General features: G+C 63.0%; 19 protein-coding genes and 2 tRNA genes. 4 read left to right on the top strand and 17 right to left on the bottom strand.

Annotated features, from left to right (window positions below):
• Positions 1–166: 166 nt before the first annotated feature.
• Positions 167–1,948 (bottom strand): acyl-CoA dehydrogenase family protein, encoded by a 1,782-nt coding sequence (locus tag AC630_RS11040; RefSeq protein WP_074118564.1) that lies wholly within the window; start codon positions 1,946–1,948, stop codon positions 167–169.
• A gap of 133 nt (positions 1,949–2,081) precedes the next feature.
• Entirely contained in the window at positions 2,082–3,059 is a 978-nt protein-coding gene (locus tag AC630_RS11035; RefSeq protein ID WP_074118563.1) for a Bug family tripartite tricarboxylate transporter substrate binding protein, read from the bottom strand.
• Positions 3,060–3,528: 469 nt separating this feature from the next.
• Here AC630_RS11035 and AC630_RS11030 point away from each other — a divergent pair, with 469 nt between their 5' ends.
• On the top strand, positions 3,529–4,437 hold the full coding sequence (locus tag AC630_RS11030; protein WP_074118562.1) for a LysR family transcriptional regulator: 909 nt from the start codon (positions 3,529–3,531) through the stop codon (positions 4,435–4,437).
• A gap of 167 nt (positions 4,438–4,604) precedes the next feature.
• Here the strand turns inward: AC630_RS11030 and AC630_RS11025 are convergent.
• The 13 genes from AC630_RS11025 to AC630_RS10960 form a co-directional block, all read right to left on the bottom strand.
• A tRNA-Phe gene (locus tag AC630_RS11025) sits at positions 4,605–4,680 on the bottom strand.
• Positions 4,681–4,865: 185 nt separating this feature from the next.
• Positions 4,866–5,048 carry a DNA gyrase inhibitor YacG gene (yacG, locus tag AC630_RS11020; protein WP_074118561.1) on the bottom strand — a complete coding sequence of 61 codons (183 nt, stop codon included), beginning with the start codon at positions 5,046–5,048 and terminating at the stop codon, positions 4,866–4,868.
• Positions 5,049–5,215: 167 nt separating this feature from the next.
• Positions 5,216–5,845, bottom strand: coding sequence for a Maf-like protein (locus AC630_RS11015; protein ID WP_074118560.1), 630 nt, complete (start codon positions 5,843–5,845; stop codon positions 5,216–5,218).
• A gap of 309 nt (positions 5,846–6,154) precedes the next feature.
• Positions 6,155–6,622 carry an arsenate-mycothiol transferase ArsC gene (locus tag AC630_RS11010; protein ID WP_074118559.1) on the bottom strand — a complete coding sequence of 156 codons (468 nt, stop codon included), beginning with the start codon at positions 6,620–6,622 and terminating at the stop codon, positions 6,155–6,157.
• A 5-nt stretch (positions 6,623–6,627) separates the two neighbouring features.
• On the bottom strand, positions 6,628–7,125 hold the full coding sequence (locus AC630_RS11005; RefSeq protein WP_074118558.1) for a UPF0262 family protein: 498 nt from the start codon (positions 7,123–7,125) through the stop codon (positions 6,628–6,630).
• On the bottom strand, positions 7,122–8,417 hold the full coding sequence (gene hisD / locus AC630_RS11000) for a histidinol dehydrogenase (protein WP_074118557.1): 1,296 nt from the start codon (positions 8,415–8,417) through the stop codon (positions 7,122–7,124). The genes AC630_RS11005 and hisD overlap by 4 nt, the downstream gene beginning before the upstream one ends.
• Positions 8,418–8,589: 172 nt before the next feature.
• A complete protein-coding gene (locus AC630_RS10995; RefSeq protein WP_074118662.1) occupies positions 8,590–9,039 on the bottom strand; it encodes a DUF2948 family protein in 450 nt (149 codons plus the stop codon).
• Between the two features lie 84 nt (positions 9,040–9,123).
• Entirely contained in the window at positions 9,124–9,783 is a 660-nt protein-coding gene (locus AC630_RS10990) for an NAD(P)H-binding protein (protein ID WP_074118556.1), read from the bottom strand.
• Between the two features lie 348 nt (positions 9,784–10,131).
• On the bottom strand, positions 10,132–10,956 hold the full coding sequence (locus AC630_RS10980; protein ID WP_074118554.1) for an alpha/beta fold hydrolase: 825 nt from the start codon (positions 10,954–10,956) through the stop codon (positions 10,132–10,134).
• A gap of 150 nt (positions 10,957–11,106) precedes the next feature.
• The gene (locus tag AC630_RS10975) at positions 11,107–11,616 is read right to left on the bottom strand and encodes a hypothetical protein (protein WP_074118553.1); all 510 of its coding nucleotides are present in this window, start codon (positions 11,614–11,616) and stop codon (positions 11,107–11,109) included.
• Between the two features lie 233 nt (positions 11,617–11,849).
• Positions 11,850–12,158 (bottom strand): EthD family reductase, encoded by a 309-nt coding sequence (locus tag AC630_RS10970; protein WP_074118552.1) that lies wholly within the window; start codon positions 12,156–12,158, stop codon positions 11,850–11,852.
• A 214-nt stretch (positions 12,159–12,372) separates the two neighbouring features.
• Positions 12,373–14,079: an FAD-dependent oxidoreductase gene (locus AC630_RS10965; protein ID WP_074118551.1), complete on the bottom strand. Its 1,707-nt coding sequence runs from the start codon at positions 14,077–14,079 to the stop codon at positions 12,373–12,375.
• A 26-nt stretch (positions 14,080–14,105) separates the two neighbouring features.
• Positions 14,106–14,294: a hypothetical protein gene (locus tag AC630_RS10960; RefSeq protein ID WP_074118550.1), complete on the bottom strand. Its 189-nt coding sequence runs from the start codon at positions 14,292–14,294 to the stop codon at positions 14,106–14,108.
• A gap of 317 nt (positions 14,295–14,611) precedes the next feature.
• Here AC630_RS10960 and AC630_RS10955 point away from each other — a divergent pair.
• Positions 14,612–14,686, top strand: a tRNA-Thr gene (locus AC630_RS10955).
• 717 nt (positions 14,687–15,403) lie between these two features.
• Here the strand turns inward: AC630_RS10955 and AC630_RS10950 are convergent.
• Together AC630_RS10950 and AC630_RS10945 are read right to left on the bottom strand one after the other, a co-directional pair.
• Positions 15,404–15,853 carry a DUF3085 domain-containing protein gene (locus tag AC630_RS10950; RefSeq protein ID WP_074118549.1) on the bottom strand — a complete coding sequence of 150 codons (450 nt, stop codon included), beginning with the start codon at positions 15,851–15,853 and terminating at the stop codon, positions 15,404–15,406.
• Entirely contained in the window at positions 15,850–16,071 is a 222-nt protein-coding gene (locus tag AC630_RS10945; protein ID WP_074118548.1) for a hypothetical protein, read from the bottom strand. Before AC630_RS10945 ends, AC630_RS10950 begins: the two co-directional genes overlap by 4 nt.
• 395 nt (positions 16,072–16,466) lie before the next feature.
• On the opposite strand from AC630_RS10945, the gene AC630_RS10940 reads away from it, so the two are divergent.
• Together AC630_RS10940 and AC630_RS10935 are read left to right on the top strand one after the other, a co-directional pair.
• Positions 16,467–16,685, top strand: a complete 219-nt coding sequence (locus AC630_RS10940) for a hypothetical protein (protein WP_074118547.1) — start codon at positions 16,467–16,469, stop codon at positions 16,683–16,685.
• A 109-nt stretch (positions 16,686–16,794) separates the two neighbouring features.
• Positions 16,795–17,802, top strand: a complete 1,008-nt coding sequence (locus AC630_RS10935; protein WP_074118546.1) for an LLM class flavin-dependent oxidoreductase — start codon at positions 16,795–16,797, stop codon at positions 17,800–17,802.
• Positions 17,803–17,815 lie beyond the last annotated feature (13 nt).

Here is a 17,815-nt window from a genome sequence, read left to right as displayed (position 1 = left end):
TATCGTTCACGGACACACGCCGTTCGGGGGTGTTCGGCTGAAACACCGACACAGCCGCCATCTGTCGCGGGGGAGGCGTAAGCAAACGTACGTTGCTACGCCCACCCCCGGTGCACCGCCTTGTGTTCGCCGCTAGCGAGATGACCGCATCGATCGAGAAAAGAGCCTAGGCGGCTGTTAGCAATTCGCCGACATCGGCCATGCCGAGCGCATGATCATCGAGCAGATGGGTGACGATGGCGCGCTCGGCTCTGCCGGTCATCAGCTTGAAGGGATCGTTGGCCGCAAGACGGTGATCGATCACCGCGCGCGACAGCAACACGCGCCGCGCATCGCCGCGCATGGCATGAATTCGCGCACCTTCCCATGTCAGCATCACGGCACTAGCAACGTGATACAATGCTGAAGTTGCCCGGCGCGCATCCGCTTCGTTCTCGGAATGCCGTGCGACCTCGCGCGCAAACGCGATGGCGCGATCAGTCAGGCCATGCAGCCTGTCGCGCCACGCCTGCGGCACATCGGCGCTGTCATCGAGCCGCGCATGCAGGTCAGCACCCAATACGGATTCCGCGCCATGACGGCCGACCGCACGGGTCAGAGCATCGAGCGCAACGATGTTGCCGGTGCCTTCCCAGATCGAGCCGAGATGCGCATCGCGCAACAGCCGCGCCGTCACGAACTCCTCAATGTAGCCGATGCCACCACGCATCTCCAGCGCATCACCGCACACCTTGCGGGCATCGCGGGTGGCGCGGAACTTCAACGTCGGCGTCAGGATGCGCAGCAGCGCAGCAGCATCCTGGCTGCCGCCTTCGGCGCGATCCAGCGCATCGGCGGTGAGGAAACTCATCGACAGCCCCTGCTCGGTTGCCAGCATGATCTTCATCAACTGCCGCCGCGCCAACGGCAGATCGGAAATCCGGCTACCGAACACCACGCGGCCACGCGCCACCGCCATGGCATCATGCCAGGCACGGCGCATCAGCGAGGTGGATTTGACGCCGTTGGAAAGGCGCGAGGAGTTGACCATCTCAGCCATCTGCACGAAGCCGCGATCGAGCCGTCCCACCGAATATGCGATGGCGCCCTCAAGCTTGATTTCGCCGGAGGCCATTGAGCGGGTGCCCAACTTATCCTTGAGACGCACAATGCGATAATGGTTCGGCGAACCATCGTCGAGGAAACGCGGCATCAAAAACAGGCCGATGCCGCGCGTGCCCGGGCCAGCGCCTTGTGGCCGCGCCAGCAGCATGATGGCCTTGGCGTCGGCATTGGAACAGAACCATTTGTCGCCGGTTAGCCGCCAGTGATCACCTTCCTGCACCGCCATCGTCGTCAATTTGCCGACATCAGATCCGCCTTCCTTTTCGGTCATGAACTGGGCGCCCTGCGTCAACTTGCTCATGTCTGTCTGCGTCAGACCGTCGAGATACTTCGCCTTCAGCGCTTCATCACCGAAACGCGACAACAGTTTCGCTGCGCCGTCCGTAATATTGATCGGGCAACCCATGCCAAATTCGGCCTGATTGAACAGAAACGTGAAAGCATGCTTCGCCGTCACCGGATAAACGTCGGGCCAGCCGAGAACGCCTTTACGGTGCGACATCGCGTGGATGCCGAATTCGCCGAACGCTGCATTTTCGAGTTCGCGATAGGCCGGATGATACTCGATGGTTTGCACATCGCGACCGAATTTGTCGCGGTGATGCAGTACTGGGACGTGGCGATCCGCCATGCGACCGCATTCGTCGAGCCGACCACCGACCAACTCACCGAGCCTATCGAGTTGCGGTTCGATGTGGTTGAACAGTTTCTCGGAAAGATAGATTCGCAGCAGATCCGCCAGTGACGGGTCGGCGCGGTAAAAATTGGTACCCGAGGTATCTGGCGCCAGTAGGCCGGACTGATCAGCTGTCGTTTTCATTTCAGGCTTGGTGAATTGATGCATGTTGTGACTCTTCTTGCTTCGCTGGAGGTCTTCAATTTACCGCTGGCTAGCAGCGATGTGACATGAACTGATCGCACCATTGTCCCGTGGCGCGCCATGCAGGAGATGGTCAAGTCGTCATCCCACAGTGCACTTAATCGGCCACAGCACCGGTTTGCAGCACGACGTCTCGCCAACGTCCGACTTCGCGTGCGATGTAATTCGAAAACGATTTGGGGTTGGAGTTCTTCGCCGCTTCAACGCCTTGGTTCGCCATCAGCGAGCTCACCTCGGTCGAGGTCAGCGCGGCTTGGATCGCCGAATCGAGCTTGTTGACAACTGCGTCATCCATGCCACGCGGTCCGACGATGCCGAACCCCAAACCGAGATTGATCGGCGGCATACCCTGTTCCTGAAACGTCGGCACGTCAGGCAGAAGGGCGGATCGCGACAGTCCGGGCATGCCGAGCGCTTTGAGAGCTCCGCTTTGGATGAACGGTACAGCCGTCAAGACATCGAGAATCATGAACGATACATGATCGCCAATGAGGTCATTCACGGCCGGGGCCGTGCCGCGATAAGGTACGTGTACCATCTTCCCGCCGACCTGCTTATCGAGCATGAAGCCAATTATGTGGTTGGTACTTCCAGAGCCAGATGAAGCGTAGGTAAGAGGCTGGGACTTCGCATAGGTCATGAAGTCCGGAAGGTTGCTGGGGCCAAACGATGCGTTGACTACCATCACGTTCGGCATTTCGCCGATTAACGCGATGGGAGTGAAATCTTTCAACGGATCAAATCCGGCGTTCTTGTACAGTGTTGTATTGATGAAAAGAGGCCCCGAGCTACCGAACAGGATAGTGTACCCGTCCGCGGGTTTCCTCACGACATCCACAGCTCCGATGTTTCCCCCAGCTCCGGGTTTGTTCTCGACGACAACTGGCTGGCCAAGAGAAGTTTGCATGCTTTTCGCAACTATGCGAGCCAAGGTGTCGGTCGGCCCGCCCGCGGTAAACGGCACGACCATGGTGATCGCGCGGCTTGGAAAGTTGCTCGCGTTCGCCGGAAGAGCGGTAAGAGTCGCTGCAATGGACGCTGTAAGTCCAAGAAGCGTTGGCGCGAAAAGCCGCATGGTGATTCCTCCCATTTTTGTTTTGTTGGTGTTTGCTTAGGCAGAGTGGAGGCCTTCTTGTGAGGCGTTTCCTGAATTCTTGACGGCAGAAATGCCGCTTAGTCGATGAAGCACTGGGGCGAGGTGATGCTCCAAAACATCAATCGCGTATTGACGACGCCGAAGACCAGGTTGAGCCGACACCCAGACCCTCATCGCGGCGCAGCGCAGATGGCATAACGCCGACCCGATCTCGCTCTCGATAAGGTGCGGTCTGAGCAGGCCATCAAGATCGGCCCTGGACAAGTTTTGTCCGGGCAAGTCCGGAATATTGCTCGCGGCGCACCCATCCCTGACAGTTTGATGAAGCATCGGTCTCCTTGGTGGGCCAAGCTGAACCAGTCCATGCGAGCCGCCGGCAAATTGACACTAGCGCATTGATATTGTCTAATTTAAAAAAACACTCATTTGATATATAAAGAGTATCAACATGGAATTGCGACGGTTGCAGTATTTCATCGTGCTCGCCGAGGAGCTTCACTTCCGGCGCGCGGCGGCGCGCTTGGCGATCTCGCAGCCCCCTCTCAGCATCGCCATCAAGCAACTCGAAGAAGAGATTGGCGCGCCTCTTTTCGAAAGGAGTACGAAGCTGGTTTCTCTGACGCCGGTCGGAGCGGCCTTTTATCCGGAGGCACTTCGGATTGTCGCGCAGTTGGACCGTGCGCGCTCAATCGCGCAGCGAGTTGCTTCTGGTGAACGTGGGGTGCTCCGCCTCGGCTTCGTGGGCGGAATGTTGCTGAGGAGGATGCCGGAGTTCCTTGCGCTCCATCGGAGAGCTCATCCCGAGGCTTCCGTCATCCTTCGCGAACTTAGCTCAGGCGAGCAGATCCGTTCGATCCGGTCCGGCGAACTGGCTGCGGGTTTCCTGCACATGGGCGGCCCCGTGGAGGAGCTCGACCATCTGCTGATGGCCGACGAGGATTTCGTCGCGTGCCTGCCGTCGTCCCATCCTCTTGCAGGCGCGGAGATCGTCAAAGTCAAAGTTCTCAGGGATGAGCGATTCGTGATGTTCTCGCGGGAAATTTCGCCCGGCTATTTTGATACGGTTATCAGCATCTGTGCGAGAGAGGGATTTTCGCCGACCATCTCGTTCGAGGTCGGTCATTGGCTTACGGCCATTCTGCTTGTCGCCAAGGGGCTGGGGGTTGCCTTGGTGCCCCGATGTTTCGCGAACACGGGATTGCGCGGGGTGTCCTTCGTGGAGCTGAAAGCAGCGCGAACACATTCGCTCGCCCATTTTGCCTGGAAACGGACCTCGAGCGACCCACTGCTGCTTCGGTTCGTCGATCTCGTCAGAACGACATTAAGCAGTCGCGTGAATAAGCATTTAAGCGATTGATGGTGGGTCGGTTTTCCGATTGCGGTGGCGTTTGCACGGCTGCACCGACCCACCCGTCATGGTCAAAGAGTTTGTGGAAGTGACCTGGCGGATATTTCGACAACATCCGGTCCACGTTCGGACCCCAGTGCCAACCCAAACCTCGGGTTCACAGATCTGTTCAGGAATGGTGCCCAGGGGCGGAATCGAACCACCGACACTGCGATTTTCAGTCGCATGCTCTACCAACTGAGCTACCTGGGCGTGCTCCAAGAGAGGGGCCAAGGCCCATCGAGCGGGCGGGTTATAGTGGGCTGAAGGCTGCATGTCCACCCACGCTTCGCTAAGACTTCGCGGGGCGCGGCTGGGCTGTGCACAAGGTTAGGCGGGCCTGGCCTGGCGCGGCGAGAGGCGCGACGAAAAAAATCCAAGTATTTGATATAACACAGCTATTCAACGTCATCGACGTCGTCGTCGCGGCCGGGGATGACGTAGGAGCCTTTCAGCCAGCGGTTCAGGTCGACGTCGCGACAGCGCGAGGAGCAGAACGGGCGGGTGGCATGCACGGCCGGCTTGCCGCAGATCGGGCAGGTTTTGAGCGGGCCAGCGGTTTTTTTGACCTGATCGTCCATGATCGCGCAGCTTACACGAGGTGAAGGGGTTCAAGTGCCTAACGGCAAAGGGGTTCCTCCGACGGCAGCGCATGCGCGCCCGCCAAGGTTCCGCGGGACCATTCTACTTTGCATGGGGTTGTTTCGAATTTTTTTGTAAGGCCGAGCCGACCCGCCGCCTGCGGCGCTCACACGGCGGTGGAGTTGAGCCAGCCGAAGCGGACCGGAAAGCCCTCGCCGCCGAGCAGGGTCGTGGTCTCGTAGAGCGGCAAACCGACCACGTTGGTGTAGGAGCCGACCATCTTCACCACGAAGGAGCCGGCGATGCCCTGCACGGCGTAGCCGCCGGCTTTGCCGCGCCATTCGCCGGAGCCGATATAGGCCTGGATATCGTCCTCCGAGAGGCGCTTGAAGCGGACGCGGGTCTCGACCAGGCGCTGGCGGAAGGCCTCGCGCGGCGTCACCAGGGTGATCGCGGTGTAGACGCGGTGATTGCGGCCCGACAGCAGCCGCAGGCACTGCGCGGCCTCGTCCACGAGGTTGGCCTTGGGCAGGATGCGGCGGCCGACCGCGACAACCGTGTCGGCGGAGAGGATGAAGGCGCCGCGCAGCTCGTCGTCGAGTTGCACCGATTTGAGCGCCGCATCGGCCTTGGCGCGGGCCAGGCGATTGGCGCAGGCGCGCGGCAGCTCGCCCCGCCTCGGGGTCTCGTCGACGTCGGCCGGCCGGAGCGCGTCCGGCTCGATGCCGGCCTGGTTGAGCAGCGACAGGCGCCGCGGCGAACCGGAGGCAAGAACGAATTTGGGGCGGCCGAGCATCAGGTGATTTTGGGAGACGGGGCAGGGGGTGAATTGCGCGCGGAACCTATCGGAAGGGGGCTGATTTCACAACCCGGGAACCCGAGGTTTGGTGATTCGAGGTTTCCGGCATGCGTGTGCCTGCAGTCTGTGACGCGGGTGTTACGCCGGTCTTGTGTCCCGGACGCGGCGCGGCATGTCCGGGCGATGCGAAGCATCGTCCCGTATGCTGCGACGCTGAGCCGGAACCCAGGAGCTTGCGCTTACGGTGAGATGGGCCCCGCTCTGCAGCGCATCGTTGCACGCTGCGCTGCGTCCGGGGCACGAGAGCTACCCGCTCGGCGCGCCCACCTTCGCAAAGCGCCTGCGGATGCGCATCAACAGCTGGTCGCAGACTTCGCGGTAGGCGGCGAGCTTCTGGTCGCGGCTGCCTTCGATGGTGGTGGGATCCTGCGTCGGCCAGTATTCGACGTCGGCAGCGAGCGTGCGGGTCAGGTCCAGCGCCTTGTGGTGAGCTTCCGGCGAGAGCGTGATGATGAGGTCGAAATTCAGCCCCTCCCAGTCCTCGAGCTCCTCGAAGGTCTGCGGCTTGTGGGCGGAGATGTCCTGACCGAGTTCGGCCATCACGGTGACCGCGAACGGATCGAGCTCGCCTTTCCTGGCGCCGGCCGACCTCACGTACAGGCCTTGCGGGAACATGTGCTGCAGCAGGCTCTCGGCCATCGGCGAGCGCACGCTGTTCATCGCGCAGGCGAACAGCACCGATTGCGGATCGCGTGCGCGTGGCGGCGCCGCCATCGCGCTTAGCCCTTCCAGTGCAGGACAGTGATGAGCGTGAACAGCCGGCGCGAGGTCTCGAAGTCGACCCGTACCTTGCCCTTCAGCCGCTCCTGCAACGTGCGCGATCCCTCGTCATGGATGCCGCGACGGCCCATGTCGATGGCCTCGATCTTGTCCGGGGTCGCGGTGCGGATCGCCTGATAGTAGCTGTCGCAGATCATGAAATAGTCCTTCACGATCCGCCGGAACGGCGTCAGCGACAACAGATGCGCGACCACGGGCGTGCCGTCCTCGCGGCGGATGTCGAACATCAGCCGGTTGCCGGTGATGCCGATATGCAGCGTGAACGGGCCCTTCCCATCCGCCCCGTCAGGCGCGAACAGGTTCTGCTCGATCAGATCGTAGATCGCGATCGCGCGCTCATGCTCGATGTCCGGCCCCGAACGGCCAATCGAATCCTCGTCGAGGCTGACCGCGACAATGCGATTGGTCGAGTCGTCCTGTTCGGGCGGCTTTGTCATGACAGATTGAGGCGCAATCCAATCGAGCGCGAATGGGCGTCCAGCCCCTCCGCCTTTCCGAGCGTCATCGCGGCCGGCCCCAGCGCACGCAACTGATCCGGGCCGCATTTCAGGATCGAGGTGCGCTTCATGAAGTCGTGCACCGACAGCCCCGAGGAGAACCGCGCCGAGCGCGCCGTCGGCAGCACGTGGTTGGAGCCGCCGACATAATCGCCGATCGCCTCCGGCGTATGCGCGCCGAGGAACACCGCGCCGGCGTTGCGGATCTTCGCGGCGAGCGCGTCGGGATCGGTCGTCATGATCTCGAGATGCTCGGCAGCGATCGCATCCGCAAGCGGAATGGCGTCAGCGAGAGTCTTCACCATGATGATGGCGCCGAAATCGGCCCAGGAGCTGCCCGCGATCGCCGCGCGCGGCAGCGTCTTCAGCTGCGCTTCGACGGCCTTCTCGACATCGGCGGCAAGGCGCGCGGAATCGGTGATCAGGATCGACTGCGCGCTGGCATCGTGCTCGGCCTGCGCCAGCAGATCGGCGGCGATCCAGTCGGCATTGCCGGTGTCGTCGGCGATGACGAGCACCTCCGAGGGGCCGGCGATCATGTCGATGCCGACCTTGCCGAACACCAGCCGCTTTGCGGCGGCGACATAGGCGTTGCCCGGACCGACGATCTTGGCGACGGGTGCGATCGTTGCGGTGCCGTGCGCGAGCGCGGCCACGGCCTGCGCGCCGCCGACACGGTAGATCTCGGTGACACCACCGAGCGAAGCTGCCGCCAGCACCAGCGGATTGAGCTTGCCGTCAGGCGACGGCACCACCATCACGAGGCGCGAAACGCCGGCGACCTTTGCGGGCACAGCGTTCATCAGCACCGAGGACGGATAGGCTGCGGTGCCTCCGGGCACGTAGAGGCCGGCGGATTCGATTGCGGTGTAGCGCCAGCCGAGCTCGACGCCGAGCGGGTCGGTGAAGCGCTCGTCCTTCGGGAGCTGGCGGCGATGGTAGGTCTCGATGCGGTCACGCGCGAGCTTGAGCGCATCCAGCGTCGCGTCGTCGCAGGCCTTCACGGCGGTCTCGATCTCGGCGGCGGTGACGCGCAAGGAGGCGGCATCCAGCGTCAGCCGGTCGAACTTTGCCGTGGCCTCGAGCAGGGCCGCGTCGCCCCGCTTCGCCACATCGTCGACGATGGCGCGCGCGGCGGCCTCGACGTCGGCCGAGACCTCGCGCTTGGCGGCGAGGAAGGCGGCGAATCGCTGGTCAAAATCGGCGCTGCTGCGGTCGAGACGAACGGGCATATCTGGCTTGGCTTCTGGCAGGTTTTGGGGGCGTGGTTTGGCTTACCAGGCCCCTGCTCAATGGCGCGGCGGGGAAGCTGCGTCAACCCTTGGCAATAAACCCTTGGCACACCCCTTGGGAGGTGCCGTTCCGGCGACGGCCTGAGCTGGTTTGGCTGGTATACCGGCCACCTCACCCCTCCCCCTCGATCTCCAGCCCGATCCCCAGCTCGTCCGCCCCGAGGTCTGTCAGCTCGCATTCCAGGCATTCGACGTCGAGGCGGATGGCGCCGCCTTGGGCGAACAAAAGCAGGGCGCTGCCGCTGGGCTCCTCGGCACGGCCGTCCCGGGGATGAAATTCGATGCCGATGAGGTCCAAAACCTTGTCCGCCGCGGCGAGATCGATGTTGCGCGATTTGCAGGCGAGCACGCGGTCGAAGCGGAGCGCGGCGACCAGCCGGCGCGGCTCGGCCTCGCCCTCAAGCGTCTGCTCCCAGTCCAGCCGGCTCATGCCGATCACGAGCCGCTTCTCGCCTTGCCGCCAGATGATGTCGGAAGCCTGAACGCGGGCGTCCTGGACATGGGTGGAGATCACCGCGAGATCGTCGGCGTCGAGCGCAATCATCTTGAGCTGGGGAGACATCGCCGACATTACTCCTTGGGGGGGACCGATACCGCTCAACGCGCGCGGGCGCGGAAATTTCCTTAGAACTAACGGGCCGGCGGACTAGAGGCTATTGATATCCTCCATCTCCAGCACCCTCCGCGGATACCCATCCCGGGCGACGCGGATCATGGCGCGGCCGATCTGCTCGGTCGATGTCACATGCCGCGGTGCGATCCGACGCAGCACCGACCACAGCGGCCAGCTCACATCGTAGACGGCCTGCACCCAGGCGGTCTTGGAGCGGGCGCCGTGCAGGGGCTGGATCGCGCCCGGCCGGAACATGTAGGCACCCTTGAACGGCAGCGTGAACAGATCGTTCTCGGTCTTGCCCTTGACCCGCGCCCACATCAGCGACCCCTGCTCGGTGGAATCGGTTCCTGCGCCGGTGACGTAGACAAACGTCATCTGTGGATTAAGCCGCGCCAGCGTCGTCGCAGCAGCGAGCGTGATGTCGTAGGTGAGATGGCGGTAGCGCTCCTCGTTCATGCCGATCGAGGAGACACCGAGGCAGAAGAAGCAGGCATCGAAGCCGGTGAGCTTCGCCTCGATCGCCGAATAGTCCGTGAAATCGCCATGGATGATCTCGGTGAGCTTGGCGTTGCGCACGCCGGTCGGGCTGCGGCCGACCACGAGCACGCGCTCGATGCCGGGATCGATCAGGCACTCGCGCAGCACTCCCTGCCCGACCATGCCGGTCGCGCCGAAGACGATGACTCGCATCGGGGACTTCCCCACCGAAGTCGCGGCTCATGCGGCGGCCGCGATCTCGTCGAAGGATACACCGGTCAGCGTCGCCGAGACATCCCACAGCATGGCGGCGACCGCCAAATCCTTCGCCTGCGGCATGATCCTCGCCGGCCCCGGCGGCCCCTCCAATTCGTAGAACCAGTTCGGACCGTAATAGCCGCCGATGAGGGGTTCTATCCGCGAACACAACTGCGAAAGGGGCGCTCGCGGAGGCACCCCCTCACCCGTCTCGCCGCTACGCGGCGAGACACCCTCTCCCACAAGAAGAGGGGAAGAGAACGTCACACATCGAGCGCTCGAACTAACGAGCCGTTGCCGCCCTCACGCCTTGAAGAACGCCAGCAGGTCCGCGTTGATCGTCGCCGCTTCCGTTGTCGGCATGCCGTGCGGAAAGCCCTTGTAGGTCTTGAGCGTGCCGTTCTTCAGAAGCTTGGCCGACAGCGGCGCGGAATCGGCGTAGGGCACGATCTGGTCGTCGTCGCCGTGCATCACCAGCACCGGCACGTTGATCTTCTTCAGGTCCTCGGTGAAGTCGGTCTGCGAGAACGCGACGATGCCGTCGTAATGCGCCTTCGCGCCGCCCATCATGCCCTGGCGCCACCAGTTCTGGATCACCGCTTCCGACGGTTTTGCGCCGGGCCGGTTGTAGCCATAGAACGGGCCGGCGGGGAGGTCGCGATAGAACTGCGTGCGGCTTGCGGCGAGCTGCGCCTGGAGATCGTCGAACACGCTCTTCGGCAGGCCGCCGGGATTGGCCGCAGTCTGCACCATCAGCGGCGGCACCGCGGAGAGAATCGCGGCCTTGGCCACACGGCTCTCGCCGTGGCGCGCGATGTAGTGCACGACTTCGCCGCCGCCGGTGGAATGGCCGACATGAATGGCATTCTTCAGGTCGAGATGCGCCGTCACAGCCGCGAGATCGTCGGCGTAGTGATCCATGTCGTGACCGTCGGCGACCTGAGACGAGCGGCCGTGACCGCGGCGGTCATGGGCGATGACGCGGTAGCCATGGGTCACGAAGAACATCATCTGCGCGTCCCAGTCGTCGGACGACAACGGCCAGCCATGGCTGAACACGATCGGCTGGCCCGAGCCCCAATCCTTGTAGAAGATCTCGACGCCGTCTTTGGTGGTGATGGTGGGCATTGCAGAGCTCCTTCAGTTAGAAACGGTCATTCCGGGGCGCGCGTCAGCGCGAACCCGGAATCCAGATATTTTCGAGCGAGATTCTCAGGTGCGCAATTGCGCACCATAGTTCGTCGCTGCGCGACGCCCCGGAATGACGGGCGCTGGCGATCAGGCAAACGCCATCGGCCTGAAGCGGCGCCATGCACCGATCGTGACCACCACGAAGAACACCAGCACGATGCCCTGCACCACGGCAAACACGGGGCCAGACGGCGGCGCCGGCGGCACGGCGGGTGCGAGCGCGGCGAGCGCCGGAATCTTCAGGAACGACTGGATCACGAGCACGAAGACGTTGAAATACAACGAGATCATCGCGGTCACGATGTAGACCGGTCGCCACACGCCGGCGAGCTTCATGCCGTACAGCGCGATGCAGGCGATCGCGAGCAGCACCAGCGAGAGAATGCCGATCATGTGCGACGGCAACAGCTCCTTGAACGGAAACAGGAAGCCGGTCACGCTGGTGAGGATCGTGAACAGCAGAAAGATCGCGGTGAGGCCTGGCATCGACTTCGAGCCGAGCAGGCCGAACATCACGATGAAGCCGGCGACGATGGCAATCAGGCTGATGATGACATGGACCATCGTGAAGGCGGGCAGGCTCAACCCAAGTACCATGGCATCTCTCCTACGCTTCCAGCATTGAGATCAGGAGATTGGTATTACGGTCCTCATCGGATTACCACCTGCGCCGGCATCATATATGCGCGTAGCCATTCGTCGTCGTGCGAATCGACAAACGCGTGCTCCAATTTTTTGCATCGCTGTCACAAACGACAGCAGGTTTCGACGAAAATTGAAGCGATCGCCGCAACGCCGGCCCGCGATCAGCGAACCGGCGCGGCGCCCGCTCAGACTTCCTTGGTGTCGAAGATCAGCAGGTCGGCGCCGCCACTGGCGAATTTCGGCACGTCGCCCGCCGCCGCCTTGCCTTCTGCGCTGCCGAATGCCGCCTGGATGTCGGCCACGCTGTTGAAGGTGAGAATGGCGACGAGGTGGATTCCGGAAGGTCCGGCGGGGGAGCCGACCGGCCCCTTGCTGACGGCGTATTTTTTCAGGCCGGGAAGTTTCTTGGCGAGCGGAATGTGGTTCTCGGCATAATGCTTGTCGAAGGCTGCAGCATCCTTGGGCGTCTTGTAGAGCACGACGAGTTCAGCCATTTGGTTCCTCCCATTAAGCGTTTTGTTTGTAGATCCTCATGGTGAGGAGCGTGCGAAGCACGCGTCTCGAACCATCGAGGCCCAGGTCGTTGTTCCGGGCCTTCATCCTTCGAGACGCCGCTTGTCGCGGCTCCTCAGGATGAGGGGATAGTCTGTGGGACACGGCAAGATGGCAAGTCACAATCCACTTGCCGTTTGCTTGTCTTGTCCTTGACTAAAGCGCCGGTTTTGCGGCGTCGCCGAGATAGCCGTGCAGGGAGGCCACGACCTGTGCGCCTTCGCCGATGGCGCCGCCGACACGCTTGACCGAGCCGGCGCGGACATCGCCGACCGCGTAGACGCCGGGCACCGAGGTTTCGAGCGGAGCCACGAGCCGACCCTGATTCTGCTCGGACTGTGCGCCGGTGACGACGAAGCCGCCGCGATCGAGCGTCACGCCGCAGCCATCGAGCCAACCGGTGGCCGGGTCGGCGCCGACGAACAAGAAGAGATTGCGGATATCGGCGGAATCCTCGTCGCTCGACAGCCGGCTCTTCCAGCGGATGCGCCGCAGCACCGATGCCTCGTCGCCTTCCAGCGCCGTGATCTCGGTGTTGAAGAGCAATTCGATGTTCGGCGTCGCCTCGATGCGCTCGATGAGGTAGCGCGACATGCTGGCCCCCAGGCCGCCGCCGCGGATGATCATCAGCACCTTCTTGGAGTGCCCCGACAGGAACACGGCGGCCTGCCCGGCCGAATTGCCGGCGCCGACGAGCGCCACCTCCTCGCCGGCACAGAGGCGCGCCTCGACCGGGGAAGCCCAGTACCAGACGCCACGGCCTTCGAACTTGTCGAGATTCGCGATCTCCGGCCGGCGATAACGCGCGCCGCTTGCGACCACCACCGCACGCGAACGCAGCGGATCGCTGCCGTCGAGCGCCATCGAAAACGCACCATCAGTGCGCGTGCAGTCGAGTGACTTCACCGTCACCGGAATCATGATATCGGCGCCGAACTTCTGGGCCTGGTTGAAGGCGCGCGCGGTCAGTGCCAGACCGGAAATGCCGGTCGGGAAGCCCAGATAGTTTTCGATGCGCGCGCTGGCGCCGGCCTGGCCGCCAAAGGCGCGGGTGTCGAGGACGGCGACCGAAAGCCCTTCGGACGCCGCATACACCGCGGTGGCGAGCCCCGCCGGTCCGCAGCCGACGATCGCGACATCATAGATGCGGTCGTTGCGCGGGCCGCCGATCATGCCGATCGCGCGCGCGACCTCGGTTTCGCTGGGGTTGCGCAGCACCGCGCCGCCGGCGGTGACGACCAGCGGCCAGTCTTCAGGCTTCGGCGAATAGCGCGCGATCACCTCGGCGGCGTCGCTATCCCGGTCGGGATCGAGCAGATGATGCGGCTGGCCGTTGCGGGTGAGGAACCCCTGCAATCGCACCACGCCGGCCGAATGCGACGGTCCGATCAGCACCAGACCGCCGATGCCGCCCTGAAGCAGGTTGACCCGGCGCAGGATCAGCGCGCGCATGATGCGCTCGCCGAGCTCGGCCTCGGCGACCAGCAGTGCGCGCAGGCGGTGCGGCGGCAAGAGCAGCGTTTCGACATCGCCTTCGGCGCGGCCGTCAACCAGCGCCGGCCGGCCGGAGAGCTGGCCGAGCTCAGCCAGGAATTGCCCCGGCCCCTGGTCGATCAGTGGAGCGACATGACCAAGCCCGTCGCGCTGGGTGATGGCGACATGGCCCTTCAGCACGACGAACAAGCCCGGCCCGGGCTTGCCGGTCTCGAACAGGAATTCGCCATCGGTATAGGTGCGGACCTCGCCGAAATGCCGCATCCGCTCGATCTCGGCTGATGTCAGCGTCGGAAAGGTCTGTTCAGGGCGTGTGAACCGCGACATCGGCGCACCACCATCGGTTCGTTGCACCTCGTACTGCCCCATTGCCACGTTACACGCTCCAAAAAATTCTAGCCACCGGCCTTCCCGCCGATCCCCTCATCCAGGGGACCATCGTCGTTCTGCGAGGGCTCGGCGATCGCGGCGCGTTCGCGCGCCTGCACCTTCCGCCGCTTCAGGTTTTCGCGCAGCGCCGATTTCAGGCGGTCGTCCCGGGACGCCCTCGCCTGCCTCGTGCTCTTGTCGTTCTCGTCAGCCATCACGGATCCATCCCACCGATCGGCGATAACATGCCCCAGGAAAATGGCAGCTCAAGTGCCCCGCGCGATCCGATCGTGCGAAACTCCAAAATGGATCGAATCCGAGACTTAAGCCAACTGGCCGGTTGGCCGGGGATATCGGAACTCAAATCGGTGGAAACTCGGTCGTTTCAAGCCAAAACAGGCATTTTGGCCTCGATATCGACCCGATTTTCTCATTTTGACAGGTCCTGCAAGCTTGCACAGGAGGGGGGCTTGTGGCAGATATCGGCCCGCTTGGTAGGCCCCCTTGGCGGCCGATTCTTATCCCAGCACATGCTGCCGTAGCTCAGTGGTAGAGCACTCCATTGGTAATGGAGAGGTCGACAGTTCAATCCTGTCTGGCAGCACCATTCCTTCAGTCAAATCACGCACGCATCAGCATTCTCGCGGCATCAGACGCCCGAGTTTTGCTTTGGTCCTTCCCCCTCTTCCGTGAAGAGGGCGCAGGGAAGACCGGGTGCCGGCTGGCACCCATGGTCCGCTGTGCTGAAGATGCGCACACGCAAATGCACAACGGAAAACAGGTGGGCCGGAATACACCCGGCCTTCCCTGCGCGATGGGCTGACGGCTTATGCCGCGCTCTCCCCGGCGACGAATTCCTGTTGTCACCGTCGCTTCGCGAACAGGTGATGCCCGCGCCCGGTTGGGCCAAGGCATCTTCGCGGAAGCTTGGCTGTAGCAACGACAGCCAGGACCACACGGTTTAGCCGTACGCAGCGATCCGGCTCCGCCCAGAGGCTTCGCCGGATACGGGCGCCGTCCGTTCAACACGGCTTGCGTGGAGCTCACGGAGTTCGGCTCAATCCTCTGCCCGCCCTGCCCAACACATCCGCGCCGGCGCTGCCGCGTCCACCGCACCCCGGCCCACGTTCGTGACGACGTACGATCGCCCCTCTTCTTGGACCGGGATGGCAGGAAGAATGCCGCAATTCCGAATTTCTGTAAAGTGGAATATTTTTGCGGAGGAGGATTGACGAATTTTCGTGTGAGGTGGGTGTTTTGCCCGCCGGGTCAAAACCAGCACCGGCGCGAGGGCGATGGTTCAATCCTGTCTGCCAGCCCCCAGTCAGGTCTCAGCCCGACGCCCTGACGTAGTGTCATCCTTGCCTCGGTTGCGCAGCGACTGCAATCGTATGCTCGCCGTTCCTTTTTCTACGACAGTTACCGTCATCGTGTCAGGCTCAAACGTCACCTCGACGTCAGCGCCGGCATCGACGGCAGTGCCGATCATGACCAGATCGACAAATTCCCTCCCGTCGCTGTCGCCGAAGATGGCGCGCTTGATACCCAACCAACTTTGGACCGGCACCTTGAGCGGGTCGCATTCGTTTGCGTAGGCCACAGTCACGCTGCCCCGTGGCCTGGCGCCGCTGTGCACGAGATAGATGCCTTGGCTACCGACAAGCCAGAAACCGGGTAAATTTCGGTCGTTCATGGCACGCACCGAAACTGGCCATTGCCGGACGGCCTCATCCCACAGCGTCTTCAGCCGTGCATGAGGAAAAGTCAGCTTCACTGAAGTTCGCTCCGCCGAGCTGCGTAGCTATCCGTGATCGCAGCGGCGATCTGCTCGCGTGGCACGACGCACACCGGCAGGGAGAACGTCAGCCAATAGGTTTCGTCGTCGTGCGCGGCAATCACGACGACGGCTTCGACATAGGCCGCCTTGTTGTTGTCGGCGACAGCAAAGCCTGCATCCGTCAGCGCTGTGCGTTCCTGCTCGTCAAACTTCACGGCGTTATCTCGCTTCTGGAGGACACCCCGCCACTCGTGGTTTAGCCGAGCCGCCCACGGAAGCCTTGTTAAATCGCGTCAAGGTTGTGAAGGAACGGTAATGTCTGGCGACGACGAGGCCGACGCACTCAGCGTCATAGCTGCGGGATTGAGACCCCAAGCCACTGAATGATCTTCCTTCTCTGCGCCGCGCCTCTCAATTTTCGGCAAGTCATCCATTGGTGGCGCCGTAGCGCGCTGCGGCGACCGCGTCCAGATGTCGCGCTCCTCGTCCTTGATCAGGATGACTGGCATTGGCTTCGGATGGATCGGTTGTTACCGCGATTTAACTGGCTGATCTCTCCAGATCGGGCGAGGGCTGCGCGCGACCACACCGTCCGCGAGACCTGCCAACAATGCCGGATATTGAAATCACCGACGAGTGCCGCGCTCTGATTGCGGCCGAGTTCCCGTCCGACGATACCGGACAGCGCCTGGCAAGCGGCAAATGGCAGATACCGATCGATGAGCAGACGTGGCAACGGCTGCACAAGATAAGGCGGCCCGGCGAGTCGATATCGGACTGCATCATTCGCGTCATCATCATCACCCAGCACAAGCGTGGCTTGCTGTAGCTGCCACCGATGCGGAGAATGCTGGCGCTCCCGGCCGCGCTAGCATTACCATGGCCAAGCACTACATATGAGGCTCGCGCGTTCCGCGCGCCCCACCCGGTGCCCACACATGATCCCCTTCTCCGTACTCGACCTCGCTCCCATCCGAAGGGGTGGCGATGCGGCGCAGGCGTTCCGCAATTCGCTCGATCTCGCCCAACATGCGGAGGCCTGGGGCTTCAAGCGGTTCTGGCTTGCCGAGCATCACAACATGACGGGCATCGCGAGCGCGGCGACGTCGGTGGTGATCGGGCATGTCGCGGGCGGGACCAAGACGATCCGGGTCGGGTCCGGCGGGATCATGCTGCCGAACCATTCGCCGCTGATCATTGCCGAACAGTTCGGCACGCTGGAATCACTCTATCCGGGACGCATCGATCTCGGGCTCGGGCGTGCGCCGGGCACCGACCAGTTCACCGCGCGGGCGCTGCGGCGCGATCTCGCGACGAGCTCCGAGAATTTTCCGCATGACGTGCTGGAATTGCAGGCGCTGCTCGGCGACGTCCAGCCGAACCAGGCGATCCGCGCCGTGCCCGGCATGGGCCTGAAGGTGCCGCTCTGGATCCTCGGCTCGAGCACCTTTGGCGCGCAGCTTGCCGCCATGCTTGGGCTACCGTTCGCGTTCGCCTCGCATTTCGCGCCTCAAATGATGATGCAGGCGCTGTATGAATACCGCACGCGGTTCGAGCCGTCGGCGCAGCTCGAAAAACCTTACGCAATGGTCGGCGTCAACGTCTTCGCCGCCGACAGCGACCTTGAGGCGCAGCGCATGTTCACCTCGCTGCAGCAGCAGTTCATCAATCTGCGCCGCGGCACGCCCGGACCGCTGCCGCCGCCGGTCGACGACATGGACACGCTGTGGTCTCCTGCGGAGGAGGCCGGCGTCGGCCAGTCGCTTTCCTGCTCCGCAGTCGGCTCGCCCGCTGTCATCGAGCAAAAGCTGAAGATGCTGATCGCGGAGACCGGCGCGGACGAACTGATGACGACGGGGCAGATCTACGATCACGCCGCGCGGCTGCGCTCGTTCGAGATCGCTGCCGAGGTGCGCGACAGGCTGGCCGCACAACCGGCGGCGTGATCGCCGGGATTGA

Source organism: Bradyrhizobium sp. AS23.2 (assembly GCF_001908185.1).
Classification (GTDB): domain Bacteria; phylum Pseudomonadota; class Alphaproteobacteria; order Rhizobiales; family Xanthobacteraceae; genus Bradyrhizobium.
The sequence above is the reverse complement of the archived record's forward strand: the minus strand, read 5'-3'. Positions and strand labels throughout refer to the sequence as shown.

Coding starts and splice junctions, on each gene's coding strand:
- AC630_RS10965 (WP_074118551.1), bottom strand. CDS start 14,079: ATGGGGCAGTACGAGGTGCAACGAACCGATGGTGGTGCGCCGATGTCG.
- AC630_RS11005 (WP_074118558.1), bottom strand. CDS start 7,125: ATGACAAAGCCGCCCGAACAGGACGACTCGACCAATCGCATTGTCGCG.
- AC630_RS10935 (WP_074118546.1), top strand. CDS start 16,795: ATGATCCCCTTCTCCGTACTCGACCTCGCTCCCATCCGAAGGGGTGGC.
- AC630_RS10995 (WP_074118662.1), bottom strand. CDS start 9,039: ATGTCTCCCCAGCTCAAGATGATTGCGCTCGACGCCGACGATCTCGCG.
- AC630_RS11010 (WP_074118559.1), bottom strand. CDS start 6,622: ATGGCGGCGCCGCCACGCGCACGCGATCCGCAATCGGTGCTGTTCGCC.
- AC630_RS10980 (WP_074118554.1), bottom strand. CDS start 10,956: ATGCCCACCATCACCACCAAAGACGGCGTCGAGATCTTCTACAAGGAT.
- hisD (WP_074118557.1), bottom strand. CDS start 8,417: ATGCCCGTTCGTCTCGACCGCAGCAGCGCCGATTTTGACCAGCGATTC.
- AC630_RS10940 (WP_074118547.1), top strand. CDS start 16,467: ATGCCGGATATTGAAATCACCGACGAGTGCCGCGCTCTGATTGCGGCC.
- AC630_RS10960 (WP_074118550.1), bottom strand. CDS start 14,294: ATGGCTGACGAGAACGACAAGAGCACGAGGCAGGCGAGGGCGTCCCGG.
- AC630_RS11035 (WP_074118563.1), bottom strand. CDS start 3,059: ATGCGGCTTTTCGCGCCAACGCTTCTTGGACTTACAGCGTCCATTGCA.
- AC630_RS11030 (WP_074118562.1), top strand. CDS start 3,529: ATGGAATTGCGACGGTTGCAGTATTTCATCGTGCTCGCCGAGGAGCTT.
- yacG (WP_074118561.1), bottom strand. CDS start 5,048: ATGGACGATCAGGTCAAAAAAACCGCTGGCCCGCTCAAAACCTGCCCG.
- AC630_RS10990 (WP_074118556.1), bottom strand. CDS start 9,783: ATGCGAGTCATCGTCTTCGGCGCGACCGGCATGGTCGGGCAGGGAGTG.
- AC630_RS10970 (WP_074118552.1), bottom strand. CDS start 12,158: ATGGCTGAACTCGTCGTGCTCTACAAGACGCCCAAGGATGCTGCAGCC.
- AC630_RS10975 (WP_074118553.1), bottom strand. CDS start 11,616: ATGGTACTTGGGTTGAGCCTGCCCGCCTTCACGATGGTCCATGTCATC.
- AC630_RS11040 (WP_074118564.1), bottom strand. CDS start 1,948: ATGCATCAATTCACCAAGCCTGAAATGAAAACGACAGCTGATCAGTCC.
- AC630_RS11015 (WP_074118560.1), bottom strand. CDS start 5,845: ATGCTCGGCCGCCCCAAATTCGTTCTTGCCTCCGGTTCGCCGCGGCGC.